This is a genomic window from Streptomyces sp. NPDC005402, assembly GCF_040606575.1.
Taxonomy (GTDB): domain Bacteria; phylum Actinomycetota; class Actinomycetes; order Streptomycetales; family Streptomycetaceae; genus Streptomyces.
In genome coordinates this window covers 456,527-481,964 of the sequence record NZ_JBEXFB010000003.1, presented here as the reverse complement: position 1 = coordinate 481,964, position 25,438 = coordinate 456,527, and the positions used below count along the sequence as shown (strand labels likewise).

General features: G+C 69.7%; 26 protein-coding genes. 14 read left to right on the top strand and 12 right to left on the bottom strand.

The features are described 5' to 3' along the window. Positions 1-3: 3 nt before the first annotated feature. Positions 4-1,605 (bottom strand): peptide-N4-asparagine amidase, encoded by a 1,602-nt coding sequence (locus tag ABZT02_RS08195; protein ID WP_356015415.1) that lies wholly within the window; start codon positions 1,603-1,605, stop codon positions 4-6. Positions 1,606-1,767: 162 nt separating this feature from the next. Between ABZT02_RS08195 and ABZT02_RS08190 the strand changes: the two genes are divergently transcribed. Further along, positions 1,768-3,144, top strand: coding sequence for an FG-GAP and VCBS repeat-containing protein (locus ABZT02_RS08190; protein ID WP_356015413.1), 1,377 nt, complete (start codon positions 1,768-1,770; stop codon positions 3,142-3,144). Here the strand turns inward: ABZT02_RS08190 and ABZT02_RS08185 are convergent. Next, on the bottom strand, positions 3,092-3,313 hold the full coding sequence (locus ABZT02_RS08185) for a DUF397 domain-containing protein (RefSeq protein WP_356015411.1): 222 nt from the start codon (positions 3,311-3,313) through the stop codon (positions 3,092-3,094). The two genes, ABZT02_RS08190 and ABZT02_RS08185, sit on opposite strands and share 53 nt — an antisense overlap. Next, positions 3,310-4,164 carry a helix-turn-helix transcriptional regulator gene (locus ABZT02_RS08180; protein ID WP_356015408.1) on the bottom strand — a complete coding sequence of 285 codons (855 nt, stop codon included), beginning with the start codon at positions 4,162-4,164 and terminating at the stop codon, positions 3,310-3,312. The genes ABZT02_RS08185 and ABZT02_RS08180 overlap by 4 nt, the downstream gene beginning before the upstream one ends. Positions 4,165-4,281: 117 nt before the next feature. On the opposite strand from ABZT02_RS08180, the gene ABZT02_RS08175 reads away from it, so the two are divergent. Both ABZT02_RS08175 and kstD read left to right on the top strand, forming a co-directional pair. Next, entirely contained in the window at positions 4,282-4,698 is a 417-nt protein-coding gene (locus ABZT02_RS08175) for an ATP-binding protein (protein ID WP_356015406.1), read from the top strand. A 522-nt stretch (positions 4,699-5,220) separates the two neighbouring features. Next, positions 5,221-7,005: a 3-oxosteroid 1-dehydrogenase gene (kstD, locus tag ABZT02_RS08170; protein ID WP_356015404.1), complete on the top strand. Its 1,785-nt coding sequence runs from the start codon at positions 5,221-5,223 to the stop codon at positions 7,003-7,005. Here kstD and ABZT02_RS08165 read toward each other — a convergent pair. The 5 genes from ABZT02_RS08165 to ABZT02_RS08145 all read right to left on the bottom strand — a co-directional run bounded on the left by ABZT02_RS08165 (position 6,957) and on the right by ABZT02_RS08145 (position 10,309). Then, positions 6,957-7,580, bottom strand: a complete 624-nt coding sequence (locus tag ABZT02_RS08165) for a LysE family translocator (protein WP_356015401.1) — start codon at positions 7,578-7,580, stop codon at positions 6,957-6,959. The two genes, kstD and ABZT02_RS08165, sit on opposite strands and share 49 nt — an antisense overlap. 372 nt (positions 7,581-7,952) lie before the next feature. Beyond that, the gene (locus ABZT02_RS08160) at positions 7,953-8,528 is read right to left on the bottom strand and encodes a CGNR zinc finger domain-containing protein (protein ID WP_356015400.1); all 576 of its coding nucleotides are present in this window, start codon (positions 8,526-8,528) and stop codon (positions 7,953-7,955) included. A gap of 131 nt (positions 8,529-8,659) precedes the next feature. Continuing rightward, positions 8,660-9,298, bottom strand: a complete 639-nt coding sequence (locus ABZT02_RS08155; protein ID WP_356015398.1) for a class I SAM-dependent methyltransferase — start codon at positions 9,296-9,298, stop codon at positions 8,660-8,662. Positions 9,299-9,329: 31 nt separating this feature from the next. Continuing rightward, the gene (locus ABZT02_RS08150; protein ID WP_356015397.1) at positions 9,330-9,644 is read right to left on the bottom strand and encodes an AzlD domain-containing protein; all 315 of its coding nucleotides are present in this window, start codon (positions 9,642-9,644) and stop codon (positions 9,330-9,332) included. After that, complete coding sequence (locus ABZT02_RS08145; protein WP_356015395.1) at positions 9,641-10,309, bottom strand: AzlC family ABC transporter permease; 669 nt, start codon at positions 10,307-10,309, stop codon at positions 9,641-9,643. The genes ABZT02_RS08150 and ABZT02_RS08145 overlap by 4 nt, the downstream gene beginning before the upstream one ends. A gap of 68 nt (positions 10,310-10,377) precedes the next feature. On the opposite strand from ABZT02_RS08145, the gene ABZT02_RS08140 reads away from it, so the two are divergent. Continuing rightward, a complete protein-coding gene (locus tag ABZT02_RS08140; RefSeq protein ID WP_356015393.1) occupies positions 10,378-10,929 on the top strand; it encodes an XRE family transcriptional regulator in 552 nt (183 codons plus the stop codon). 137 nt (positions 10,930-11,066) lie between these two features. Here the strand turns inward: ABZT02_RS08140 and ABZT02_RS08135 are convergent, their stop codons facing one another. After that, positions 11,067-11,270, bottom strand: a complete 204-nt coding sequence (locus tag ABZT02_RS08135; RefSeq protein WP_356015391.1) for a cold-shock protein — start codon at positions 11,268-11,270, stop codon at positions 11,067-11,069. Positions 11,271-11,555: 285 nt separating this feature from the next. Here ABZT02_RS08135 and ABZT02_RS08130 point away from each other — a divergent pair, with 285 nt between their 5' ends. The 5 genes from ABZT02_RS08130 (at position 11,556) to ABZT02_RS08110 (ending at position 16,903) form a co-directional block, all read left to right on the top strand. Further along, on the top strand, positions 11,556-12,404 hold the full coding sequence (locus tag ABZT02_RS08130; protein WP_356015389.1) for a menaquinone biosynthesis protein: 849 nt from the start codon (positions 11,556-11,558) through the stop codon (positions 12,402-12,404). Positions 12,405-12,446: 42 nt separating this feature from the next. Further along, positions 12,447-14,249, top strand: coding sequence for a serine/threonine-protein kinase (locus ABZT02_RS08125; RefSeq protein WP_356015387.1), 1,803 nt, complete (start codon positions 12,447-12,449; stop codon positions 14,247-14,249). Beyond that, positions 14,246-14,986 carry an A24 family peptidase gene (locus ABZT02_RS08120; RefSeq protein WP_356015385.1) on the top strand — a complete coding sequence of 247 codons (741 nt, stop codon included), beginning with the start codon at positions 14,246-14,248 and terminating at the stop codon, positions 14,984-14,986. Before ABZT02_RS08125 ends, ABZT02_RS08120 begins: the two co-directional genes overlap by 4 nt. Positions 14,987-15,057: 71 nt before the next feature. Then, positions 15,058-16,257 carry a cyclic dehypoxanthinyl futalosine synthase gene (gene mqnC, locus ABZT02_RS08115; protein ID WP_355747665.1) on the top strand — a complete coding sequence of 400 codons (1,200 nt, stop codon included), beginning with the start codon at positions 15,058-15,060 and terminating at the stop codon, positions 16,255-16,257. Positions 16,258-16,264: 7 nt separating this feature from the next. Then, on the top strand, positions 16,265-16,903 hold the full coding sequence (locus ABZT02_RS08110) for a hypothetical protein (RefSeq protein ID WP_356015383.1): 639 nt from the start codon (positions 16,265-16,267) through the stop codon (positions 16,901-16,903). Between the two features lie 78 nt (positions 16,904-16,981). Here ABZT02_RS08110 and ABZT02_RS08105 read toward each other — a convergent pair whose 3' ends face one another. Then, positions 16,982-18,001 carry a chitinase gene (locus ABZT02_RS08105; RefSeq protein WP_356015381.1) on the bottom strand — a complete coding sequence of 340 codons (1,020 nt, stop codon included), beginning with the start codon at positions 17,999-18,001 and terminating at the stop codon, positions 16,982-16,984. A 366-nt stretch (positions 18,002-18,367) separates the two neighbouring features. On the opposite strand from ABZT02_RS08105, the gene ABZT02_RS08100 reads away from it, so the two are divergent. Genes ABZT02_RS08100 through ABZT02_RS08085 form a run of 4 tightly spaced genes read left to right on the top strand, consistent with a single transcriptional unit; the run spans position 18,368 to position 23,047 of the window. After that, entirely contained in the window at positions 18,368-18,700 is a 333-nt protein-coding gene (locus tag ABZT02_RS08100; protein WP_356015380.1) for a hypothetical protein, read from the top strand. A 17-nt stretch (positions 18,701-18,717) separates the two neighbouring features. Further along, a complete protein-coding gene (locus ABZT02_RS08095) occupies positions 18,718-21,018 on the top strand; it encodes a bifunctional polysaccharide deacetylase/glycosyltransferase family 2 protein (protein WP_356015378.1) in 2,301 nt (766 codons plus the stop codon). Continuing rightward, positions 21,018-22,355 carry an acyltransferase gene (locus ABZT02_RS08090; RefSeq protein WP_356015376.1) on the top strand — a complete coding sequence of 446 codons (1,338 nt, stop codon included), beginning with the start codon at positions 21,018-21,020 and terminating at the stop codon, positions 22,353-22,355. The genes ABZT02_RS08095 and ABZT02_RS08090 overlap by 1 nt, the downstream gene beginning before the upstream one ends. Continuing rightward, a complete protein-coding gene (locus ABZT02_RS08085) occupies positions 22,352-23,047 on the top strand; it encodes a demethylmenaquinone methyltransferase (protein WP_356015373.1) in 696 nt (231 codons plus the stop codon). Before ABZT02_RS08090 ends, ABZT02_RS08085 begins: the two co-directional genes overlap by 4 nt. Positions 23,048-23,065: 18 nt before the next feature. Here ABZT02_RS08085 and ABZT02_RS08080 read toward each other — a convergent pair whose 3' ends face one another. Together ABZT02_RS08080 and ABZT02_RS08075 are read right to left on the bottom strand one after the other, a co-directional pair. Further along, positions 23,066-23,383: a PASTA domain-containing protein gene (locus tag ABZT02_RS08080; protein WP_356015557.1), complete on the bottom strand. Its 318-nt coding sequence runs from the start codon at positions 23,381-23,383 to the stop codon at positions 23,066-23,068. Positions 23,384-23,493: 110 nt separating this feature from the next. Beyond that, on the bottom strand, positions 23,494-24,018 hold the full coding sequence (locus ABZT02_RS08075) for a GNAT family N-acetyltransferase (RefSeq protein ID WP_356015371.1): 525 nt from the start codon (positions 24,016-24,018) through the stop codon (positions 23,494-23,496). Between the two features lie 121 nt (positions 24,019-24,139). Here ABZT02_RS08075 and ABZT02_RS08070 point away from each other — a divergent pair, with 121 nt between their 5' ends. Beyond that, positions 24,140-25,426, top strand: coding sequence for a geranylgeranyl reductase family protein (locus ABZT02_RS08070; protein ID WP_356015370.1), 1,287 nt, complete (start codon positions 24,140-24,142; stop codon positions 25,424-25,426). Positions 25,427-25,438: the final 12 nt, after the last annotated feature.

Below are 25,438 nucleotides of genomic sequence, written 5' to 3'. Positions count from 1 at the left end.
CCGTCAGCAGCGGTGTACGTCCTTCGTCAGCACCCCCTGCTCGGTGGCGAGCGTGTGGTCGTAGCACGTGCCGGGCCCGCTCAGCCGGTACCGCTCACTCGTCGTCGCGACCGCGTGCCGGTCCTCCCGGGCCACGCCGAGCGTGAAGGTGGCGTCGCCCTGATAGGTGTCGTCGATGCGGGTGGCGCCGAGGCGGGCGCGGTCGGCGAGGGACATGACGACCCGCAGACGGTTCGCGCTGTCGATGGTGGAGCGGCCGTCGAGGCTGTAGGTGCGGTCGGCGCGGGTCAAGTGGCCGTTGGACGTGACGAGTTGGCGATCGGTCCAGGTGCCGGTCTGGTTGTCCGTGTTCTCGTCGGGCGTCCACTGGTGGTCGATCGCCGTGGTCAGGGTCCGCTCGACGGTGGTGGTGACCCGGCCGTGCGAGGTGTTCAGATACCCGCTGACCTTCAGGTGGTCCCGGCCGGAGGTCACCAGGTGCCGCAGCGAGTCGTCGGTGAAGGTGCTGCCCACCGCGGGAGCGTCCTTCTCGTACGACGTCATGGCCCCCGTCACCACCGACTTGTGGGCGTCCTGCCACACCAGGACGTCGGTCGGCGCGCTCCACCCGGTCTGCCCGGCCGGCACTCCGGCCACCTCGACGTCCACGGTGTGCGCCTTGCCGTCGTTGAGCAGCCCCGCGAACGGGGTCAGGTCGAAGGTGAGCGGACGTACGTCGAAGGCGGTCGGGGAGGGAATCACCGACCACAGGTAGGGCGACCAGCCGCCGGTCCACACGTTCGGGTAGGGCGAGGCGATCCCCGCGACCTTCCCGTCCACGCTCACCCGCACCTCGCGGTATGGCCCGGCGTCCCCACCCTGGCAGGAGTACGACGCGTCCGGGGTCGTGGCCGAGTACCAGAACTCCTCACACCCGCCGCCCGAGCCGGTGGCGTACACCTCGGCGAGGACGCGCTCGGAGTTGCGGGGGACGGTGAGGGAGGCGCCCGTGGTGACGCTGTCGCCGTTGCTGAGGGGGATGACCTGGTCGGGAGCGTCCGCGCCGCGGTGGTGCACCGAAGCGTAGAAGGTGAGCGTCACCTTGACGTCGAGGACGCCGGTGTAGGTGTCGTTGACGACGTTGCCGATGAGCATGTCGACGGACTGCGCGCTGCTCAGCGTCTTCTCGTACTCGGTGACGTCCTTCTGGACGGACCAGTTGATCCCGTCCTGCGAGGGCTCGGGCGTCGAGGTCCGGAAGACCTGCACCCCGCCGATGTCCAGATAGCCGAGCCGGTCGTACTGCCGCCCCTTCACGCTGCCGTCCATCCGCAGCACGACCTTCGACCACCGGCCGGGCGTGCCGCAGCCGGTCGGAGGCGTGTACGTCCCCGTGTACGGCGTGAAGTCCTTGAACTGCGCCTGCGCAACGGTGACTTCGCAGGCTTTGGTGTGCGGGGTGCTGATCGGCGGGGCGGCGGTGACGGGGTCGTGGTAGTCGGTGCCGAACTCGACGGGCACGGGGGTGTCGGCAACCGCCGTGCCCGCCGCGAGGGTCAGCGAAGCGAGGGCGGCGGTGAGGAGGGCGGCGGTGCGCCGCGGGACGTGGGGGAGAGGTCGTCTCATGCGGCGCAGTGAACCCGCGTACCCCGCGCGTGACCAGAGGACCTGAGGAGGTCTTGACCAATTCCGGCCAGATCGCTGACCTGGTACCCGGTACTTGGCACAACCATTACCCGCCGCGGCGAGTCTCCTCCTGGCCCAACCCTTGATCACCGCAGGAGACCCATGTCCACCCGAAGAACCTTCCGCCTGGCACTGGCCACGGCCACGGCCGTGTCCCTGACCGGCGGACTGCTGCTCACCCTCTCCCTGAGCACCGCGAGCGCGGCCACCCCGGCGAAGTACGCCGACGACTTCAACGGCGACGGTTACCGCGACTACGCCGTCCCCGGCCTCGGCGGTGACCTCGCCGTGACCTACGGGACGGCCACCGGCACCGGCACCACCACCAAGACGTTCACCCAGTCCAGCGCGGGTGTCCCGGGCACCGCCGGTGACGCGGGTGGCTACGGGGACGCGTTCGGCGAGGACATCGCCACGGCCGACCTCAACCGCGACGGCTACGCCGACCTCGCCGTCGCCGACTTCACCGAGAAGGTGGGCGGCAAGGCGGGCTCCGGCGCGGTCACCGTCCTGTGGGGCAGGAAGACCGGCCTCACGGGTACCGACGCCACCCGCCTCAAGGTCACCGCCCGCTCCGACCAGGGCTTCGGGAAGGCGATAGAGGCCGGTGACTTCAACGGCGACGGCAAGGCCGACCTGGCCATCGCCGACGCCATCGACTCCGTCTACGTCTACCGCGGCGGCTTCACCAAGTCCGGCACGACGGGCAAGGTCACCAAGCACACCCGCGACGACATCCTCGAGCCCACCGGCCTGGTCGCCGGCAAGGTCACCAAGGACAAGGCGACCGATCTCTATCTCCTGGGCCAGGGCTACCACAGCGACAAGATGACCCAGGACGCGTGGTTCCTGCGGGGCGGCTCCACCATCAGGTCCGGCAAGGTCACCGTCGTCAACGCCTCGACCCCCGACTACAGCCCCACCGGCGTCGTCGCCGACTTCGACAAGGACGGCTACGGCGACCTCGCGGTCAGCGACACCCGGTACAACAAGAACGCGGGCTCGGTGGTCGTCTGGCGCGGCGGCAGCACCGGCCCCACGACCAAGTACCGGCTCACGCAGTCCACTTCGGGCGTCGCCACGGCCGCCACGACACGCGAGTACTTCGGCGCCGACCTCTCCGCCGGGGACACCAACGGCGACGGCTACCAGGACCTGGCGGTCGGCGTGCCCTACGAGAAGGTCGGCACGGTGAAGGACGCGGGCGGCGTCCACGTCCTGCGCGGCGGAAAGTCCGGCCTGACCGGCAAGAACTCCCAGTGGTTCACGCGCGCGAGCGCGGGCGTCCCCGGGAGCCCGGGCCAGTACGAGAACTTCGGCTCCCTCGTCCGCCTGCGCGACATCGACCGCGACGGCGACAAGGACCTGCTGGTGTCGAGCGACTACTACGACCCGGGTGTGCTGCTTCCCGGCACGGGTTCCGGCATCACAGGGACCGGCGCCCGGGACCTGAACGTGGTGGCCGCGTTCCCGCAGTAGGGGAGAGAAAGGCCGACCAGGCCGTGGGGGAGAGGGTGAGGTGAGGGCCGGTGGGGTTCTTGGAGTCGCGGAGGCGGATGGTGTGGGCTGTTACGGCGACTTCGAGGCACTGGCCGCCCTCGCCGCTGCTGTAGCTCGACTTGAACCAGTTCAGCTTCTCTATGGTCATCGCTCTTCCAACATCTTCTCGATGAAGTCCAGGGACTCGTGCGGGTTGAGGGCCTGAGCTCGGATGATCCCATAGCGGGCGGCGAGGATGCGTACCTCTTCCCGGCCGGTGATCAGCCGTGGGTACCCCTGACTCTCCATGTACACCACTTGCTCCTTGCCCTTGGGGGTGAGCAGGGTGAACGAGTTGTCCAGGCAGGGGTGTTCGTCCCGCCCCGTCGGCATCACCTGAAGCTGCACATTGCGCATCCGCCCGATGTGCAGCAGCCGTCGAAGCTGACCCGCGTGCACGGCGGGGCCGCCGATCGGCCGTTCCAGTACAGCCTGTTCGAGGACGAAGCTGCATTCCGGCGGCGGCCACTTCTCGAAGAGCTGCTGACGGGAGAGCCGGTCGGCGACACGCTTCTCGATGGTCTCCTCGTCGAGCGGTGGGTGGCGTTGCGTGAACACGGCCCGGGCGTAGTCCTCGGTCTGGAGCAGGCCCAGCACACCCATCGTGCTGTAGTCGTAGAGGGACACCGCCTCCGCCTCCAGCCCGGCGTAGCTCCTGTACCACTCCGGATGCCGGGTCCGGGTCTTCGCCATCGCCTCCTCGACCTCGGGGAGGACCTCCTTCAACAGGCCCCCGGCGTCAAGGAGTTCGTCCGCCTTGATCAGGACCTCGGGCCGAAGTGTCCGCACGCCCCTCTCCATGGAGGAGACCGCGTCCGGGCCGTATCCCACCAACTCCCCGAACTCCTTCTGCGTCAGCCCCTTCCGCTCCCGCAGCAGCTTCACCATCTTGCCCAGCGCGACGAACAACCCCGCCGTACCGTCCGCCTCCGCAGGCGTCTCCGGCCTCCGCTCACCCACGTGCCTCACCCCTCCCACGCGACAACCCGTACACCGAACCGACCGCACCCGTACAGCTACTCAGCGTCGCCGAGTCGCACCTGGTCAGCGTAGAGAGAACCCAGCACGCTCAGTGACGTGAACGCCGAAATCTCCACCCCGACCGACGAACTGACCCAGCGTCTGAGCGCCACCCCGCGAGGCGCCCGCCTGGCCCGCCGACTCACGGCCACCCAGCTCGCGGAATGGGGCCACCCCCACGACACCGACGTGAACGACACCGCGCAGCACCTCGTCGCCGAGCTCGCCGCCAACGCGGTGACCCACGGCCGCGTACCCGGAAGGGACTTCGAGCTGCGCCTCCTCCGGCTCCCGGAGAACACGCTCCGTATCGAGGTGAGCGACGCGCGAGGCGACCGGCGGCTCCGGTACATCAACGATGAGGACGGCGAACACGGCCGCGGCCTGATCCTCGTCACCCTCCTCGCCGACACCTGGGGCGTCACGGAGCGGGACGTCGGCAAGACGGTGTGGGCCGAGATCGGACTCGGGTGACGAGGGGGGCTCCGGACACAGCGTGCGCGCTGGGATGCGGGGAAAGGAGTGGTGACGAGATGAGGAGATCCATGCCTGAGCGGCGGCTTCACGGATGTTTGGGAACGGTGCTGGGGCTTGCTCTCGCGGTGCTCACCGCCATGCTTCTCGGTAGAGCGCTGAGCGCCTGCGACGCCGGCGTCAACGGTGCGGCGAACGGTACGTTCCTCATCGTTCTTTTCATCCCGTCCCTCTGGGGCCTTCTGACCCTGAGTTGGGTGATGGTGGGAGTTGTCCTGGGGAGACTGGCCCTCCTCCATGCACTCGCCCTCACGGTGGTGCTCCCCGCTCTGTGCTGGTGTGCTGTCTCCTTCTTCTGGGGCGGTGCCACGTACGAATGCCCCAGCGGCGTACCACCGTGGTGGCCCGGCATCCTCCCCGCTCCCGGATTCTGAGCTGTCCTCCACACCCCTTGACTTCTCAAGACCCCCGCGCGACGTTCCGGACCTCTTCGTCCATACCAACCGCAGGGGGGACCCGACCATGAGCGTGACTCGAAGACACCTGCTGGCCGCTGGTGCCGGGGCGGCCGTCGCCGCCGGGGTGCAACAGGGCGCGAGCGCCGCCGACCTGCCGACCATCGGGACGTACGACGTCGTGGTCATCGGCTCCGGCGCCGCCGGCATGACCGCCGCGCTCGCCGCCGCCAAGCAGGGCCTGAGCACCGTGGTGCTCGAGAAGGCGCCCACCTTCGGCGGATCCGCCGCCCGTTCCGGAGCCGGGATCTGGATCCCCAACAATCCCGTCATCCTCGCCGCCGGTGTCCCGGACACCCCCGCCAAGGCGGCGGCCTACCTCGCCGCCGTCGTAGGGCCGGACGTCCCCGCCGCCCGGCAGCAGGCCTTCCTCCGGCACGGACCCGCCATGATCTCCTTCGTCATGGCCAACAGCCCTCTCCGCTTCCGCTGGATGGAGGGGTACAGCGACTACTACCCGGAGCTCCCGGGCGGCCTTCCGAACGGCCGCTCCATCGAGCCCGACCAGCTCGACGGCACCATCCTCGGCGCCGAACTCGCCCACCTGAACCCGCCGTACCTCGAAGTCCCGGCCGGACTGGTCGTGTTCAGCGCCGACTACAAGTGGCTCGCCCTGTCCGCCGTGAGCGTCAAGGGCGCCGCCGTCGCCGCCGAGTGCTTGGCGCGCGGCACGAAGGCGGCTCTGCTCGGGCAGACGCCGCTCACCATGGGACAGTCACTGGCGGCCGGGCTGCGGAAGGGACTCCAGGGCGCCTCAGTCGCCGTACGCCTCAACACGCCCCTCACCGAGCTCTACGTCGAGAAGGGCGCCGTCGCCGGAGCGGTGACCCCCGCCGGACTCTTCCGTGCCCGCCGGGGCGTGATCGTCGGCTCGGGCGGCTTCGAGCACAACGCGGCGATGCGGGCGCAGTACCAGCGACAGCCCATCGGCACGGAGTGGACGGTCGGCGCGAAGGAGAACACCGGGGACGGCATCCGGGCGGGCCAACGGGTCGGCGCAGACCTGGCGTTGATGGACGACGCCTGGTGGGGACCGGCCATCCCGCTCCCCGGCGACCCGTACTTCTGTCTCGCCGAACGCACCCTCCCCGGCGGGCTCGTCGTGAACGCGGCCGGCCGGCGGTTCGTCAACGAGGCCGCCCCCTACAGCGACGTCGTCCACACCATGTACGACCGCAACCCGAGCGACCCCGACATCCCGTCCTGGCTGATCGTCGACCAGAACTACCGCAACCGGTACCTCTTCAAGGACATCGCGCCGACCTTCGTCCTCCCCGACGACTGGTACGGCTCGGGCGCCGCGCACAAGGCCTGGACGGTCGACGCCCTCGCCGCGTCGATCGGCGTCCCGGCCGGGGCCCTGCGCGCCACCGTCGACCGCTTCAACTCCCTTGCCGTCAAGGGCGACGACCCGGACTTCGGACGCGGTGACAGCGCCTACGACCACTACTACACGGACCCGTCCGTCCTCCCGAATTCCTGCCTGGCCCCGCTCTGGCTGCCCCCGTACTACGCCTTCCGGCTCGTCCCGGGAGACCTGGGGACCAAGGGCGGCCTGGTGACCGACGCCCGCGCCCGCGTCCTGCGGCCCGACGGCTCCGTCGTCCCCGGCCTGTACGCCGCCGGGAACGCCAGCGCGGCCGTCATGGGCCACAGTTACGCGGGCGCGGGCTCGACGATCGGGCCCGCGATGACGTTCGGGTACATCGCGGCCCGGGACATCGCCGGGGTGCTCCAGGCCGGTCAAGCCAGCAGGACCTCGCCGGTGATTGCTCCGGCCAGCACCACATAAACGGTGCACGCCATGTAGTTCAGCACGGCCGTGGCTTTGGTCGAGTCGACAAGACGTGCGTGAAAGAAGCCCGCCAGAACTCCGATGCATCCGTAAAGGATGACCTCCATCAGAACGTTGATCGCACCAAGGATCGCCATCTGTAATCCCGGGTTCTCCGCGCTTCCGATGAACTGCGGGAGCACCGCAAGGAAAAAGAGAATGATCTTCGGATTCGTGATGCTGACCAAGATGCCTCGCAGATACCAGCGACCCGCCGGAACATCACTGTGCCCACTGATCGCACGACGTGCGTGACGCATCGTGACGTACGCCAACCACAGCAGATACACCGCACCAAAAATCCTGATCGCATTCAGGACCGATGGGTGTGATCGGGCGATTTCCCCCATTCCGGCGACGACGGCGGTGGCGTAGACGCTCATGCCGGTTCCGATGCCGAGGATGGCCTTCACCGCGGACCGGCGACCGCCTTCGAGGCCCACGGCGAGCATGTAGGCCATATCGGGCCCGGGGGGACCGAGGAAGAGCAGGATCACTCCCACATAGCCCGGCAGCACCGTCCAATCCACCATCGTCAGCGACCTCCAGCCTTGGTGGGGCATACGGGAACCGCGCCGGCCTTGGGGGGTGGCATGCGATCTTCCGGTCGAGGCGGAACCACCTAAGATGGTTCCATCGTACACACGTGGCTCCTGGTGGGCACGGGCGATCTTGCAGAGGGCTGAATGTGATCGGCAGTTTCCTCGCGCCCGTGTTTCCGGAGTCAGGCAGCCGTGGCTCTTTCGGTGACGGCTGCGCGGATGACCGATCTGCGTGTCGGGGAGAGTCGGCGGGATCGGTTCCCGCCTTGACGGCGTAGCGGTGAGGGTCTGCGGTCAGCTCTCCGCACATATGAGCAGGATGATGAGATTCGATTAACGGTGAACGGCGATCGGACAGGGCGGTCAGTCGGCGCGGGTCGACTTGTTGCGCTTGTTGGCGAGAAAGCGTGCCTTTTTCTCACGATTCCCGCACGTGTTCATGTCGCACCATCTGCGGGTGTGCCCGCGGCTGGTGTCGACGAACGCGGCTCGACACGTCGGCGACGCGCACAACGAGATCTTTCCCTCGAGTTCTCCTGCGAGGAGGCTGATCGCGTCGGCGGCGATCACGCTGAGCGCGTCGTCCACGGAAGCCGAACCCAGCCGCCACTCCCGGCTGCCGCTCGGCGTCAAGATCGCGGAGGCCTGGCCGTGAGCACTGCACTCATTGATGACCTTGACAGCCGAAGGGGGCATCGGGTCCTGGTTCGCGACCGCGGTGGCAGCTGCGTGGATCGATTCCCGCAGCTCCCGGGCGTGGGCGAGCTGGGCCTGGCTGCACGAGTCGACGGCGAGTCCGTTGTCCGACAGCCAGTCCGCGAGCCGGGAGGGCACAGGAATGCGCTCCAGCGCCTCGCCGTAACGCTCCGAAAGGGTTCCCGTGAAGCGGGTCGCCAGCACCTTGCCGGTACGGAACTCGGGGAAATGCACCACAGCCATGAAACCACCTCAGCCGGTTGCCTCCTGCAGTGCCAGCATACGAGAACCTGCACAGGTGGTTCCACGCGTGTCGGCTCTGGGGCCGACGCGATGCTCCGGTAGCCCCTGACGGATGCACGGTGGGCTGAGCGTCAGTCGCGGCGGGCGATCAGAGCCGCCTGATGCGACACCTCCTCGGGGCCGGGTTCGCGCACTGTCCGCGAGACGAGCGTGAACCCGGCCGCCCGGAGCAAGTCGATGATCTGCTCCGGCTGCCGCCTCAGGAAGGTGAGCGCGACGGGGCGCCCCCAGGGCCGGTCGTGGTGCCGGTCCTGGTCGCCGGCCTGGAAGGCGACGAGGAGGTGCCCGCCCGGCGCCAGTACACGGTGGAACTCGGCGAACAGGCGCGGGAGTTCGTCCACCGGGGTGTGGATGGACGAGTACCAGGACACCGCACCGGCGAGCGCCCCGTCGGGAAGATCCAGTTCCAGCATCGAGCCCCGCTCGAACCGCAGCCCCGGGTTCTCCCGGCGGGCGATGGCCAGCATCGACTCCGACAGGTCGAGCCCGAAGACGGACAGCCCCAGGGAGGCCAGGTGTCCGGTGAGCCGCCCGGGCCCGCAGCCCAGGTCGGCCACCGTCCCGCCGCCGCCCACGAGTTCGGCGAACCCGGCGATCACCGCCCGGTCCAGGGGCGCTTCGGCGAGCCCGTCCCGGAACTGGGCGGCGTAGTCCTCGGCGACGCTGTCGTAGAACGTGCGGGTGGCGGTCACGAAGTCGGTGTCGGTCATGGCCGCGTACCCTAGCGGCCCCCACTGACACTCACCCCACACCGGCCGCCCGCAGTACGGCAGTTGTGGCCGCCGCCCCCAGCACCACCACCACGAACGGCGCCCTGCGCCACGCCAGCACGGCCCCCACCAGCACCCCGGTCGGCCGCGCCCACCCCGCGAACCCGCCGCCCTCCGTCAGCGCACCCGTCGCCAGCAACGCCACCAGCAGGGCGATCGCTCCGGCCGACAGCAGTTCCTGGACCCGCGGCGGGATGTCGACCCGCCCGTGCAGCACCGGCCCGACCAGCCGGAAGGCGTACGTCCCCACCGCCAGCGCCAGAATCATGACGACCGTCGCGCTCACACCGGCCTCCTGCCGCCGTGGACGACCAGGCCCGCCAGCGCCACCAGCACCGGCACTCCCGCCGGGACCGCGGGGGTGACCGCCAGGGCCAGGGCGGCACCGAGCAGCGCGGAGCGCCGTACGGCGGAGTCCTCGCGCAGGGTCGGCAGGACCAGGGCGACGAGGACGGCGGGGAAGGCCGCGTCCAGGCCGTAAGTCCCGGTGTCGCCCAGGGCGCTGCCGACCAGCGCGCCCAGCAGGACGGTGGTGTTCCACACGACGAACAGGCCGGCCCCGCAGATCCAGAACGCCGCCCGGCGGCGGGCGGGGTCGGTCTGGGCGAGCGCGAAGGCCACCGGCTCGTCGGCGACGAGATGGGCGCCGAGGAGGCGGGTGAGGCGGCCCGGGCCGAGGAGGTCGGCGACGGCCAGGCTGAAGGCCGCCGTACGGGTGTTGAGCAGCAGGCCGGTGGCCGCCGCCGCGACCGGACCGCCCCCGGCCAGCAGGACGCCGACCGCGCTGAACTGGGCGGAGCCCGCGTAGACGACCACGGACATCACCACGGGCACCCACACCGGAAGGCCCCCGGTGACGGCGATCGCGCCGAAGGAGACGCCCACCACCCCGCTCGCGAGCCAGACGAGCGCACTGTCACGGACCAAGGCTGTTCGCTCTGCCGTACGCATGTTCACTAGACTGCACGGGAGGAGTCGTGTTCGTCAAGGCGAACGATCGTACCGATGGAGCGAACAGTATGCCCGAACGCCCCCTGGACTGGATTGCCACCGCGCTCCGCCGTGAACGCACGCGTGCCGGACTCTCGCTCTCCGAGCTGGCCAAGCGCGCCGGCATCGCCAAATCCACGCTGTCCCAGCTGGAGGCGGCGAGCGGCAACCCGAGCGTGGAGACGCTGTGGGCGCTGGGGGTGGCGCTCGGGGTGCCGTTCAGCACGCTGGTGGAGCCGCCGGTGTCGTCCGTGCAGGTGGTCAGGGCGGGGCAGGGTCCGACCGTGGCCTCGGAGCGGGCCGAGTACGCGGCCACCCTGCTGTCCGCGAGCCCGCCCGGAGCGCGGCGGGACATCTACCACCTGCGGGCCGAGCCGGGGGCGGTACGGGAATCGGAGCCGCACATTCCGGGGTCCGTGGAGCACCTGATCGTGAGCACGGGCAGGGTGAAGGCCGGACCGGCGGGGGAGGAGGTCGAGCTGGGTCCCGGCGACTACATGACGTATCGCGGGGATGTGGCCCATTCTTACGAGGCGCTCGACCCCGGCACGACGTTCGTGCTCGTCATGCAGCACGTGTGAACAGCACATGTGGAGGCGGGAACGCAAAAGGCAGGAGCCCCGCTGCCGTGCGGCGCGGGGCTCCTTGGGTACTGCATTCAGGTCCGGATCAGAGGCTGGAGCGCCTATGAGACGGGATCACTATGAGACGGGATCGCTCAGACGGGGGTGACGTTCTCCGCCTGCGGGCCCTTCGGGCCCTGGGTCACGTCGAAGGAGACCGCCTGGTTCTCCTCCAGCGAGCGGAAGCCGCTCGAGTTGATCGCGGAGTAGTGGACGAAGACGTCGGGGCCGCCGCCCTCCTGGGCGATGAAGCCAAAGCCCTTTTCGGCGTTGAACCACTTCACGGTTCCGGTAGCCATAAGCCCTCCTTGGGCCCAAAAGGGTTGCCCTGCTCCAGAACCTGCAAGTGTGAAAACAGTGCCGCACAACTGCATTCTTCTGAAAACGACTAGAGCCTGCGGTTACATGCTCCGCAGGCTCTGTACTGCAAGGGAAACCAAACTGCAACTTGCGGCGAGCCTAGCACGCGGGCAGCCGAAAGCAATAGAGGCAAAGATCACGTCACTCGGATGTTTGAAGATCGCGGCGAGGTTGACCCTGGGGCCGAACTCCGAAGCGTACCCGAAGGGGTCTAGTGTCGCGATGTGGACAATTCTCGCACCCGGCCGCGCGTCGGCCACATCCAGTTCCTGAACTGCCTGCCCCTGTACTGGGGGCTCGCGAGGACGGGCACGCTCCTCGACTTCGAGCTCACGAAGGACACCCCGGAGAAGCTCAGCGAGAAGCTGGTGCAGGGAGATCTCGACATCGGGCCCATCACCCTCGTCGAGTTCCTCAAGAACGCGGACGACCTGGTCGCCTTCCCCGACATCGCCGTCGGCTGCGACGGCCCGGTCATGTCCTGCGTCATCGTCTCGCAGGTCCCGCTGGACGAGCTGGACGGCGCCAGGGTGGCCCTCGGGTCGACCTCGCGCACCTCCGTCCGTCTCGCCCAGCTCCTCCTCGCCGAGCGCTACGGCGTGCGGCCCGACTACTACACCTGCCCGCCCGACCTCAGCCTGATGATGCAGGAGGCCGAGGCGGCCGTACTCATCGGGGACGCGGCCCTGCGGGCGAACCTCCTCGACGGGCCGCGCTTCGGCCTGGAGGTCCATGACCTCGGCTCGCTCTGGAAGGAGTGGACCGGGCTGCCGTTCGTCTTCGCCGTCTGGGCCGCCCGCCGCGACTATCTCGAACGCGAGCCGGTCATCACGCACAAGGTCCACGAGGCCTTCCTCGCCTCCCGGAACCTCTCCCTCGAAGAGGTCGGCAAGGTCGCGGAGCAGGCGGCCCGCTGGGAGGCCTTCGACGAGAAGATCCTGGAGACGTACTTCACGACGCTGGACTTCCGGTTCGGGGCCCCGCAGTTGGCGGCGGTCACGGAGTTCGCGCGAAGGGTGGGGCCCACAACGGGTTTCCCCGGGGACGTGAAGGTGGAACTGCTTCAGCCGTAACCTGCATCCGTACCTTTACGGGGGACTTACGGGGGAGGCAGGATGCAGCCGCTCGGCGTCGACGAGCCCACCGCCGTGGGCCCCTACCGGCTGCTCGGCCGCCTGGGGGCCGGCGGCATGGGCCGGGTGTATCTCGGGCGCAGCGCCGGGGGCCGCACGGTCGCGGTCAAGATCGTGCACCCGCACTTCGCGCTCGACGAGGAGTTCCGCGCCCGCTTCCGCCGCGAGGTGGACGCGGCGCGCAGGGTGGGCGGGGCCTGGACCGCGCCGGTCCTCGACGCCGACCCGGAGGCGCCGGTGCCCTGGGTCGCCACCGGGTACGCGGCGGGCCCTTCCCTGTCCTCGGCGGTCGCGGACGGGGGCCCGCTGCCGGAGCATTCCGTACGGGTCCTGGGCGCGGGACTGGCCGAGGCGCTCGCCGCCGTGCACGAACTGGGGCTCGTCCACCGGGACGTGAAGCCCTCCAACGTCCTGCTCACCGTCGACGGCCCGCTGCTCATCGACTTCGGTATCGCCCGCGCCACGGACGGCACCGCGTCCCTCACCTCGACCGGTGTCTCCATCGGCTCGCCCGGCTACATGTCCCCCGAACAGATCCTGAGCAAAGGGGTGTCGGGTGCGGCGGACGTCTTCTCCCTGGGCGCGGTACTGGCGTTCGCGGCCACCGGGGCACCGCCCTTCCCCGGGGACTCCTCGGCCTCCCTCCTCTACAAGGTCGTCCACGAACAGCCGGAACTCGGATCGCTGAACGGCGAGTTGCGGGACGTCGTGGAGCTCTGCCTGGCCAAGTCGGCGCAGGAACGGCCCACTCCGGGCGAGGTGGCCCGGCGGCTGGCTCCGCGGGGCGCGGCGCGGCTGGTGGCGGCCGGGTGGCTGCCGGGGGCGCTGGTCGAGCAGGTGGGGCGTAGTGCCGTACAGCTGTTGAACCTTGAGGCGGTGGGGGAGCAGGCGTCCGGGCCGGTGGGGTTCAGCACTCCTTCGGTGGGCGGGAGTCCGGCGGATCCGGTCGGCGCGTTCGGGCCACCGCCCGTGATGCCGGCGGTGTCCCCGGGGGCGCCTCCGGCTCCCGCGGCCGGGCCTGCGGCGTTTCCGGTCACGCCACCGTCGGGCCTGCCCTCGGCCCGGGACGCGGTGCCGCAGGACACGGTGGTGCCCTCCGACCGGCGGTCCGGCTTCGACCCGGGCCGCCTGTCCGTCTCCGTGGCCGCCACCTCCGCCCCCGGCGACAACGGCCGTGGCCGCCGCCTGAGCTGCACCGTGGCGCTCGCGGTCGCGGGGGCGCTGGCCGCGGTGACCGTGGGGTCGGTGTTCGTGTTCGACCTGCTGCCGGGGCGGGGCCAGGACGACTCGGCGAGCTCCGAGCCCGGCAACGAGGCGTACTCCTCGGCTCCGAGCTCCGTACCGTCGGCCTCCGCACCGTCGGCGGCTTCCCCCTCCGTCTCCCCGTCGCTGTCGGACGAGGCGTCGAGCGAGCCGTCCAGCGGACCGGCCGAGGTCCCCGCCCGCTATCTCGGCACCTGGGAGGGCCAGGGCACGGGTCTCGGCGGGAGCCTGCCGATGGGGACCTTCCGGATCACCGTCAAGAAGGTGAACGTCGGCGAGGAGTTGGGCCGCCTGCAGCAGACCGACGCGATCGGCGCGGTCTGCACCGACGTCCTCACCCTGAAGAAGGTCACGGACACGGAGCTCGTCACCACGGCCGTCGGCGCCGAGGACAACCACGCCGGCTGCAACCCCACCGCCCACACCGTCCGCCTCACCACGGTGGGCGACGACCTGAAGTACGCCTCGGAGAGCGAGGCCGAGGGATACCCCGAGGCACGGATGTCGAAGGTCGGGCGGTGACCGGACTGCTTGTCGTCGTGGCCGCGCTGTGGGGAGCGGCGGCGGGTGCGCTGCTGCCACGCGCGGCCTACCGCTTCTCCGTCCCGCCCGGGGAACCGTGGCGCCGGACGTGCCCGGACGGGCATCCCCTGGCCGGCCGACTGGGCGGCTGGCTGGGCTGGGCGACGTGCGGAACCTGCCGCCCCCGGCTGTCGTACGGCCCCGGGACCGCCCTCCTCTCCACGGTCACCGCCCTCCCCTGTGCCGCCCTCGCCGCCGCCACCGGCACCCGCCCGGAGCTCGCCGTCTGGCTGCTGCTCGCCCCCGTGGGCGTCCTGCTCGCCGTCATCGACCTGCGCGTACGACGGCTGCCCGACCCGCTCACCCTCCCTCTCGCGGCCGCCGCGCTCGCGCTGCTCGGGGCCGTCTCGTTCGTGCCGGAGCACACCGGGACCTGGCTGAACGCCCTGTGGGGCGCCCTCGCCCTCGGTGTCGGCTACTACATGCTGTGGCGCGTCAACCCGGGCGGCATGGGCTTCGGCGACGTGAAGCTGGCGCTCGGGACGGGAGCGGTCCTGGGCTGGTACGGCTGGGACACCGTGTTGCTGGGCACCTTCGCGGGCTTCCTGCTGGGCGCGCTCTACGGCGGTGTCCTGGTCCTGGTGGGCAAGGCGGGGCGCAAGACCGCGATCCCGTTCGGGCCGTTCCTGATCGCGGGGGCGTACGCGGGGCTGCTGATCGGGGCGTACACGGCCTGACATCCGGCCTGTCGGAGGGCTGGCGTAGGCTGGCCCAGACCGCCCGAACCCTTGACGAAAGGCACGCCCCGGTGACCGAGAAGGCCGACCTTCAGTCCGTCCTCGACCGTGCCGCCGAAGGCGGGCGTATTACTCCGGAGGAGGCGCTCGACCTCTACCGCGACGCCCCACTGCACGCGCTGGGCTCCGCCGCGGACGCCGTGCGCCGCCGCCGGTACGCGGGCACGGAGCACATCGCGACGTACATCATCGAGCGGAACATCAACTACACGAACGTGTGCGTCACGGCGTGCAAGTTCTGTGCCTTCTACGCCCCGCCCACGGCCAAGGACAAGGGCTGGACCCGCGACCTGGACGACATCCTGCGCCGGTGCGCGGAGACCGTCGAACTCGGCGGGACGCAGATCATGTTCCAGGGCGGACACCACCCGGACTACGGCGTCGAGTACTACGAGAAGCACTTCGCGGCCATCAAGAAGGAGTTCCCCCAGCTGGTGATCCACTCGCTGGGCGCGTCCGAGGTCGAGCACATGGCCCGGATCTCCAAGGTGAGCGTGGAGGAGGCGATCCAGCGGATTCACGCCGCCGGTCTCGACTCCTTCGCCGGTGCCGGCGCCGAGTTGCTCCCGGAGCGCCCCCGCAAGGCCATCGCGCCCCTCAAGGAGTCCGGCGAGCGCTGGCTGGAGATCATGGAGACGGCGCACAACCTGGGCGTGGAGTCCACCTCCACCATGCTGATGGGCACCGGCGAGACCAACGCCGAGCGCATCGAGCACCTGCGGATGATCCGTGACGTTCAGGACCGCACGGGCGGCTTCCGGGCGTTCATCCCGTACCTCTACCAGCCGATGAACAACCACCTCAAGGGCCGCACCCAGGCCACGATCTTCGAGTACCTGCGGATGATCGCCATCTCCCGGCTCTTCATGGACAACATCGCCCACATCCAGGGCTCCTGGCTGACCACCGGCCAGGACGCGGGCCAGCTGACGCTGCACTACGGCGCGGACGACCTCGGCTCGATCATGCTGGAGGAGAACGTCGTCTCGGCGGCCGGAGCCAAGCACCGCTCCAACCTCCAGGAAATGATCGACATGATCCGTACGGCGGGACGGGTTCCGGCCCAGCGCTCCACGACGTACGAACACCTCGTCGTCCACGACGACCCGGCCGACGACCCGGTCGACGCGCGCGTGGTGTCCCACATCTCCTCCACGGCGATCGAGGGCGGCACGGCACATCCCGAGCTGAAGATCCTCGCGTCCAACTAGGCCCGCCTTGCTGACGATCCACACCGCCGACCTGGTGCTCTTCGGGGACGGTCGGCCGTCCTTGCCGGGCGGGGCGGTCCTCGTCGAGGGCCGGCGGATCGCGGCCGTGGAGGCGTACGAGGACCTGGCCGCCGCCCACCCGACGGCACGGGTGCGCCGCTGGCCGGGAGTTCTCACCCCGGGCCTGGTGAATCCGTACGGCCCGGAGCTGCTGGAGCAGTGCTACCACCCGGACCCCCGGGAGGACTTGGGCAGCGAGCCGCTCACGGGTGCGGCGCTGTCGGGCCTCGACATGACCGACGCGCGATGGGGCGCGAGCGCCAGGCGGGGCGTACAGCGGATGCTGGCGCACGGGGTGGTGGCGGTGGCGGGTGATCTGCTACGCCCGGCGGTGGCGGACGCTGTGTACCGGGTGGGGATGACGAGTGAGGAGCGCTTCGAGGACCGTCCCGGCCCGCCAGTCTTCGACCCGCTGGTCGGGCGGAGCCTGGCAGAGGCGATCCTGATGCCCCTGCTGCCGCGCAGGGGCGTGGACGCGACCTTCGCGGTTTTCGACGTACCGGACGAGGGGGCGCTGACGAAAAGCGGCGCGAGGGCCTGCGTGGCGACGGTGATCAAGGGCCGCTTGTTGCACCGGCGCAGGTAAGGGCCTTCAGGGGCGCGGGGCGGTGTCGTTGTGCGGCTCCGCGGGCGCGACCAGCCCCCACCGAGCCGCACCCGAGACTCAACCGGCCAACGCCTCCCCGAACGCCCCCGCCGACTGGGAAACACCACTGCAATCGGTCAGCGCGTCATCCTCCTCGGGGTTTCCCTCCTCGCACTCCTGATCCCGAAACGTCGACCACATCGACACCCACGCCACGTCCTTCGAAGCGGCAAACTCCCTCACCTGCGCGGCGTCGGACAACGTGAACGTCTCCCCGGCCACGTCATTCGTCCCGATCATCGAGGTGAGCGCAAGAGCCCGCCACGCAGTGGCGTCCGACGTACCGAAGACCGACTTCAACTGCGACTGTGCCGCCTTCGCCGAAGTGATCGCGTAATTCCCCATGTCCCCGTCGTAGGACTGCCCGTAGTTCATCGTCATGATGTTGACCGTCGACACCTGCACCGACTTGTTGTTCGCGGACTCCAGCAACGCCACACTGTCGTCGTCGAGTCCGGACGGCATCACGGGAAGCGTGAACGACACGGTGAGACCGCTCCGTTCCTCCTGGAGCAACGCGATCGCCTCGGACCGCAGATCCACCGAGTCGGAGTCGGTCAGCGCGTCCCCCTCGATGTCGAAGTCGGCGAGCGAGGAACCGGCGGCATCCAGCGCCTTCCCATAAGCGGCGGCCAGCTTCGCCGCACTGGAACAGGTCTCGGCCAGCTCCTTCCCGGACGCCCCGCCGAACGACACCCGCACCCGCGCCCCGTCCTCCTTGAGCGCGCTGATCCGGGACGTGACGGAGGAGTCGCCGACAGCCGACGTGCCGTTCCAGGACGGCGTGCAGTCACTCCCGTCGGCGATCACGAAGGCGAGGTTGTACACCGAGGGCGAGCCCGCGGAGTCGTTGTCGGAGGCCTCGGTCGCGCTGACGTAGGGCGCGTACGAAGTGACCACCGACGACGCCGACCGTGACGCGCCGCTCTGATCCGGAGGGTCCGCGTCCGAGGTGCTGTCCGCTGCGGAGGAGCACCCCGCCGTGGCCAGGGCGAACAGACAGGTGAGCCCGGCCATCGGTTTCAGGAAACTCCGCATTTCACATGCACCCGCTCTCGTGTCGCTTTCTGGAGCGCGAATGTCTCACACCCGCCTGAGGTTCATGAGGACAGTCTTTGAACAGCCCTCTCACAGACGAGGTGGGTGGTAAAGAGCGAATCGGTCACGCGCGGCGGACATTCGGCCCCCTTCACCTCCCGGAGAGGCGTGCGGAGTTTCTGGGGACCTCTCAGGAAACAGACAGCATAAGACGTTTCTCATATGCACCTCACAACAACGCCAAAGGTGGACACATAAAGACTGCCTAACGTCTGGGGAATGCATTCCGAGCCTGCCACCGAAAACCGCGCCGAGTCGCGCGGTCGCCGCCGCAAAAGCGGTAGTAACGGGTCCGCCGAGGGGCCCGTGTTCGTTGACAACTCCGGACGCCGCTCCAAGCTGCTGCGCCGGATCGGCCTTCTCCTCGGCCTTCTGTCCCTCGGTTACGCCGTCGTGCTGGGCCTGGCCTTCATGGGCATCGGCGTCTCCAGCACGACGCTGCTGCCCTTCGCGGGCGGCGGTCCCGGCGGTTCCTCGAACTCCGGCCCCGGCGGCATCCGGCCGCAGGGCGGCATCGGCACCCCGCCGTCGAGGCCCTCGGGCACTCCGCCCACGGGCACCGCCACGGGCGCTCCGCCGAGCGCCGCCCCGACCGCGACCACCTCCGCCACCGCCTCCGCCACCGCGGCCTCCAACTGACCGGAACGGCCCACCACATGACCACGACGACGCCCTCCCGCGGCCGCCGGCGCGCCCCCACCCGCATGGAGCGGGCGGCGGGCAAGGCCGCGGCGCTGCAGAAACCGCGGGTCATCCTCGCCCTGCTGCTCCTGCTCGGCCTGACCAGCGTGATGCTGCTCGACGGCTATCTGCGCGCCGAGGTCGGCGGCGACCAGCGGGTGCGCGACGGCGCCAGCTCCAGCAAGGTCCCCGACAAGATCCTCAACGGCGGGCCGATCATCAGCTTCCGGGGCGGCCGGGCGACCACGACCTCCGTGCCGTCCAGGACGATCGCGCTCACCTTCGACGACGGCCCGAACCCGACGTACACGCCCCAGGTCCTGAAGATCCTGGAGAAGTACGACGTCCCGGCGACCTTCTTCCTGGTCGGCTCGATGGTGTCGCGCTACCCGGGGATCGTGAAGAACATGGTCGACCAGGGCAACGAGGTGGGCATCCACACCTTCACCCACGTCGACCTCTCCTACCAGAGCGACGCCCGCGTCCGGCGCGAGATGACCCAGACGCAGCTCGCCCTCGCCGGCGCGGCCGGCATCACCACCACGCTGTTCCGGGCGCCGTACTCCTCGGAGACGGACGCGATCGACAACTACAGCTGGCCCGTCTACAAGAAACTCGGCGAGGAGGGCTACACCAGCGTCTTCGTCGACACCGACAGCGACGACTGGAAGAGGCCGGGCGTCTCGAAGATCGTCAAGTGGGCCACACCCTCCGGGACCTCGGGCGCCGCCGTGCTGATGCACGACGCCGGCGGCGACCGTGAGCAGACGATCAAGGCGCTGCCGCAGTACATCCAGAAGATGCGGGCGAAGGGCTACACCTTCACCACCATCAGCGGGGTCATCGAGGCGCAGAACTCGGCTGCCCGGGCCGGACAACAGGCGAACGCGTCGGCCGGCGCCGGAGGCGGACAGGGCCAGGGCGGCAACGGCTCCGCGGCCCGTACGGCCCGGAACGGCACCGACCGCCTCCAGGCCGCGCACCGCGAGGCCACCGGCACGACCCTCTACGAGGGCAAGGCGCTCGTCATGGCCGTCGCCGTCGCCGAGTACACCGTGCCCACACTCTCGGTCGGGCTCGCGATCGTGGGCGTGGCCGTGATGGGGCGGTTCGGGATGATGCTGATCCTCGCCCGCCGCCACTACCGGCAGCGCAACAAGCGCCGCTTCAGCTGGGGACCCACGGTCACCCGGCCGGTGACCGTGATCGTCCCGGCGTACAACGAGAAGGAGTGCATCGCCAACACCCTGGAGTCGCTGGCGAGGAGCACCCATCCGATCGAGGTCATCGTCGTCGACGACGGCTCCTCGGACGGTACGTCGGAGATCGCCCGGGCCGCGGCCGAGAAGCTCGGGATGAACAACGTCCGGGTGATCCGCCAGGAGAACGCGGGCAAGCCGGCCGCCCTCAACAACGGCGTCCGCAGCGCCAGTCACGACATCGTCGTGATGATGGACGGCGACACCGTCTTCGAACCGGACACCGTACGGCAGCTGGTGCAGCCCTTCGCGAACCCCGAGGTCGGCGCGGTCGCCGGCAACGCCAAGGTCGGCAACCGCGACACCGTCATCGGCGCCTGGCAGCACATCGAGTACGTGATGGGCTTCAACCTCGACCGCCGCATGTACGACCTGCTGCGCTGCATGCCCACCATCCCGGGCGCGATCGGCGCCTTCCGCCGCGAGGCGGTCCTCCAGGTCGGCGGCATGAGCGAGGACACCCTCGCCGAGGACACCGACATCACCATCGCGATGCACCGCGCGGGCTGGCGGGTCGTCTACCAGGAGCACGCACGCGCGTGGACCGAGGCGCCGGGCTCCCTGAAGCAGCTGTGGTCCCAGCGCTACCGATGGTCGTACGGCACGATGCAGGCGCTGTGGAAGCACCGCAAGTCGCTCACCGACAAGGGGCCCTCGGGCCGTTTCGGCCGGGTCGGCATGCCGCTGGTGGTGATCTTCCAGATCGTCACGCCGGTCTTCGCCCCGCTGATCGACGTGTTCACCGCCTACTCGATGATCTTCATCGACTTCCAGGCGGCGCTGTACGCGTGGCTCGCGGTCCTCGGTGTCCAGCTCGTGTGCGCGGCGTACGCCTTCAAGCTGGACAAGGAGCAGTACCGCTATCTGCTGATGATGCCGCTCCAGCAGCTGGCCTACCGCCAGATGATGTACCTCGTCCTCATCCACTCCTGCATCACCGCGCTCACCGGGGGTCGGCTGCGCTGGCAGAAGCTGAAGCGCACCGGCGAGGTCGGCACCCCGGCGGGGGCCGGCTGATGAGCTGGGAGCAGCAGGGGTACCCGCAGCAGCACCAGGGGTACGGGCAGGGATACGGCCAGGGATACGCGCCCGAGTACGGGTACCCGGAGTACGCGCAACAGCCGTATCCGCAACAGCAGCCGTACCCGCAGCAGTACGTCGACCTCGGGCAGAGCGCGGACCCGGTACCGGACGCGACAGCCCCCATGCCGGTGATGGAGCCGGAACCGGAGCCACCGGCTCCCGCTGCTCCCACCGACGCCGAGGCGGAGGAGGAGAAGCCTCCGTCTCGGCCCCCGGGCCGTGACCGCTACTTCGACACCCTCCGGGCCGTCGCCCTGATCCGGGTCGTCACCTATCACACCTTCGGGTGGGCCTGGGCCGGCATGGTCTTCCCCTCCATGGGCATCATGTTCGCCCTGGCCGGGACGCTGATGGCGAAGTCCATGGAGCGGCCCGCGGCCAAGGTGATCAAGAGCCGGATGCGCCGGCTGCTGCCGCCGTTCTGGTTCTGGGGCGTCTTCGTGGTCCTCGCGATGCTGGTCCACGACTGGATGCCGGGCTGGCAGATCGTCTACTGGATCGTGCCGCTCGGCGATCCACCGGGCAACGCGTGGGGCGAGCAGGCCTGGGAGATCCTCTGGTACCTGCGGACGTACCTCTGGTTCGTCCTGCTGTCCCCGGTGCTGCTGAAGGTGTTCCGGCTCGCTCCGGTGCCGGTCCTGCTGCTGTCCCTGGCCCCGATCGTGGTCTTCCAGTTCCTCTGGGAGCCGCCGGACGACCGCCTCGGCAGCGCGCTGACCGACCTCGCCACCTTCCTGTTCTGCTGGATCCTCGGCTTCGCCCACCGGGACGGGGTCCTGGAGCGGCTGAAGCCGGCGGGCGTCGTCGTGCTCTCGCTCGCCGCTATCGGGTTCGGCGGCTGGTACGCCTTCACCCACCAGGCCGAGACGGGGTCGTACGACCTCGACGACATCCCCCTCGCGCAGGCCTTCTGGTCCGCCGGGTACGTGATGCCGCTGATGTGGGCCAAGTCGTCCTTCGGGATCGACTTCGCCTGGCTCACCCGCTTCCGGCGGACCGACCGCCTCGTCACGGTCTTCAACTCCCGCGCGGTGACGATCTACCTGTGGCACGAGATCGCGCTGATCCTCGCCGTGCCCCTGATCGACCGGTTCTGGGACGTGCCCGCGTTCGAGAAGTGGCTGCCGCTGGAGAGCCAGTGGTTCATGTTCGGCATCGGGTGGGTCCTGATCGCCGTGTTCGTGCTGGTGTGCGGATGGGTGGAAGACGTGGCCGCCAAGAAGAAGCCGCAGCTTCTTCCGGGAGGGCGGCCTGCAAGAATGGGGACGTGACCCGCGCTTCCCTGAACAAGCAGCCGCACGAAGTCGCCTCGATGTTCGACGACGTGGCGGAACGGTACGACCTGACGAACGACGTGCTCTCGCTCGGCCAGGACCGGGTGTGGCGCAAGGAGGTCGCCAGGGCCGTCGACGCCCGCCCCGCCCAGAAGATCCTGGACCTGGCGGCGGGCACGGCCACCTCGTCGCTGCCCTTCGCCTGCACCGGCGCCTATGTCGTGCCCTGCGACTTCTCGCTCGGGATGCTCCAGGTCGGCAAGCGCAAGCACACCTGGCTGCCGTTCACCGCGGGCGACGCGACGAAGCTGCCCTTCAAGGACGACACCTTCGACGCCGTCACCATCTCCTTCGGGCTGCGCAACGTCCAGGACACCGACTCCGCGCTGCGCGAGATGTACCGCGTGACCCGGCCCGGCGGCCGGGTCGTGATCTGCGAGTTCTCCCACCCGACCTGGGCGCCCTTCCGCACGGTCTACACCGAGTACCTGATGCGCGCCCTGCCGCCGGTCGCCCGCGCGGTCTCCTCCAACCCGGACGCCTACGTCTACCTCGCCGAGTCCATCCGCGCCTGGCCCAACCAGCCGGCCCTGGCGGAGCGCCTCCAGAAGGCGGGCTGGTCGAAGGTGGCGTGGCGGAACCTGACGGGCGGCATCGTGGCCCTGCACCGGGGCGTCAAGGAGAGCTGAGCGGCTCGGGACGGGACGTCAGAGTCCCGTCACACAGCGGACCACGTACGGATCGCCCGGCTCGTCCAGTTCGCGCTGGAGGCCGCCGCTCGGGGGGTGGGGGACGCGGGGCTCGCGGCTGCCCCCGCCGCCCTCACCCGGGCCGAGGTCGAACCACACGTACACCACCGAGTCCCGCGGCACCTCCGCACCGGCCTGCGGGTACTGGCGTACGACATAGTCGACGACGGCCTGGTGGAAGTCCCTGCGATCCGGCGCGTTGACGAACAGGCCCTGCGCCTGGGCCGTCTCGCGCGCGTCGACGGCCATGAGTCCGACCAGACGCGGTACGCGCACTTCGGGCGTCTTGGGTGTTATGCGCACAGATGTCACCCCCAGCGGTACCGGAAGGGTAACTCCGGCCCGGTGGCGGCCGGAAGTGCCGGGTGTCTTTCTGTAGCAGACCGCTACTTTGAGTAACTGTCTTGCAGGGAAAGCCGGAAGCACAGCGCCTCTTCCTGGAGGAGGGGGTGCTGGTAGGTCTCCGCGAGTTCCATCCCGAGGCGTTTGGTGACCGCGATCGACCGTTCGTTGCCGGGTCTGACCATCGCCACCACGTTCGTCACGCCCGCCGCCCTGAGCCGCTCCAGGGTCATCTGCGCGGCCACCGTCGCGTAGCCCTGGCCCCAGTACGCCCGTCCGAGCCGCCACCCGATCTCGATCTCACCCGTCGGCCCCCAGTTCCGCGGCCACGGCTGGGCGCCAGTGAAGCCGATGACCTGACCGCTCTCGCCGACCATGGTCCACAGGCAGAAACCCCGCTCGGCGTCGTGCCGCCGCTGTCGCGCGGTGAGCTCCTCGTAGACGTACAGCTCCGCGGATCTGCCGCCGTGGAACTCCATGACGTCCGGGTCGTCGAAGACCCGGTGCCACGCCACGGCGTCCTCGTCGGTGGGGACACGCAGCCGTACTACGGGCAGAGCTCGGTCCATGGGGCAGCCCTTCAGCCGGGTGATCAATTCTGCTGAATAGACTGCCCATGTCCAGTGCCGGTCGGCACGCGGATTCAGAACTTGATTCCGAACTTGATTCCGAGCCTGGGGAGATCCCGCCGTGACCGAGCCCCTGTCCGAGAACACCGCCGATGTCATCGTCGTCGGCGCGGGGCCGGCCGGCTCCACGACCGCCTACCACCTCGCCAAGTCCGGACTGGACGTGCTCCTCCTGGAGAAGACCGAGTTCCCGCGCGAGAAGGTCTGCGGCGACGGCCTCACCCCGCGTGCCACCAAGCAGCTCGTGGCCATGGGCATCGACATCTCCGAAGAGGCCGGCTGGCTGCGGAACAAGGGCCTGCGGATCATCGGCGGCGGCGTACGCCTCCAGCTCGACTGGCCGGAACTGGCCTCCTTCCCCGACTACGGTCTCGTCCGCAAGCGCGACGACTTCGACGAGCAGCTCGCCCGCCAGGCCCAGAAGGCCGGGGCGCGGCTGTTCGAGCGCTGCAACGTCGGTGCCCCGATCGTCGACGACCGCACGGGCCGCATCACGGGCGTCCACGCGAAACTCGGCGAGGACAAGCGCGAAGTCACCTTCCACGCGCCCCTCGTGGTCGCCGCCGACGGCAACTCCACCCGGCTCTCGCTCGCGATGGGCCTGCACCGCCGTGAGGACCGCCCCATGGGCGTCGCCGTACGGACGTACTTCGAGAGCCCCCGCCACGAGGACGACTACCTGGAGTCCTGGCTGGAGCTGTGGGACCGCCGCGGCCCCGGCGAGGACCGGCTGCTGCCCGGCTACGGCTGGATCTTCGGGATGGGCGACGGCACGTCCAACGTCGGCCTCGGCGTCCTGAACACCTCCGACTCCTTCAAGGAGCTCGACTGGCGCGAGGTGCTGAAGGCCTGGTGCGCCTCCATGCCGGAGGAGTGGGGCTACACCCCGGACAACATGACCGGTCCGATCCGGGGCGCCGCCCTCCCCATGGCCTTCAACCGCCAGCCGCACTACACCAAGGGCCTGCTCCTGGTCGGCGACGCCGGCGGCATGGTGAACCCGTTCAACGGCGAGGGCATCGCCTACGCCATGGAGTCCGGCCAGATCGCCGCCGACGTCATCGTCCAGGCCCACGCCCGCGCGACGCCCGCCCAGCGGGAGATCGCCCTGCAGCGCTACCCGCGGGTCCTCAAGGACACCTACGGCGGCTACTACACACTGGGCCGCGCCTTCGTGAAGCTCATCGGCAACCCGAAGGTCATGAAGATCGCGGCCCAGCGCGGCCTGACCCACCCGCTGCTCATGAAGTTCACCCTCAAGATGCTCGCCAACCTCACCGACCCCACGGGCGGCGACGCGATGGACCGGATCATCAACGGGTTGAGCAAGGTGGCGCCGAAGGCGTGACGGGAGCCCGCC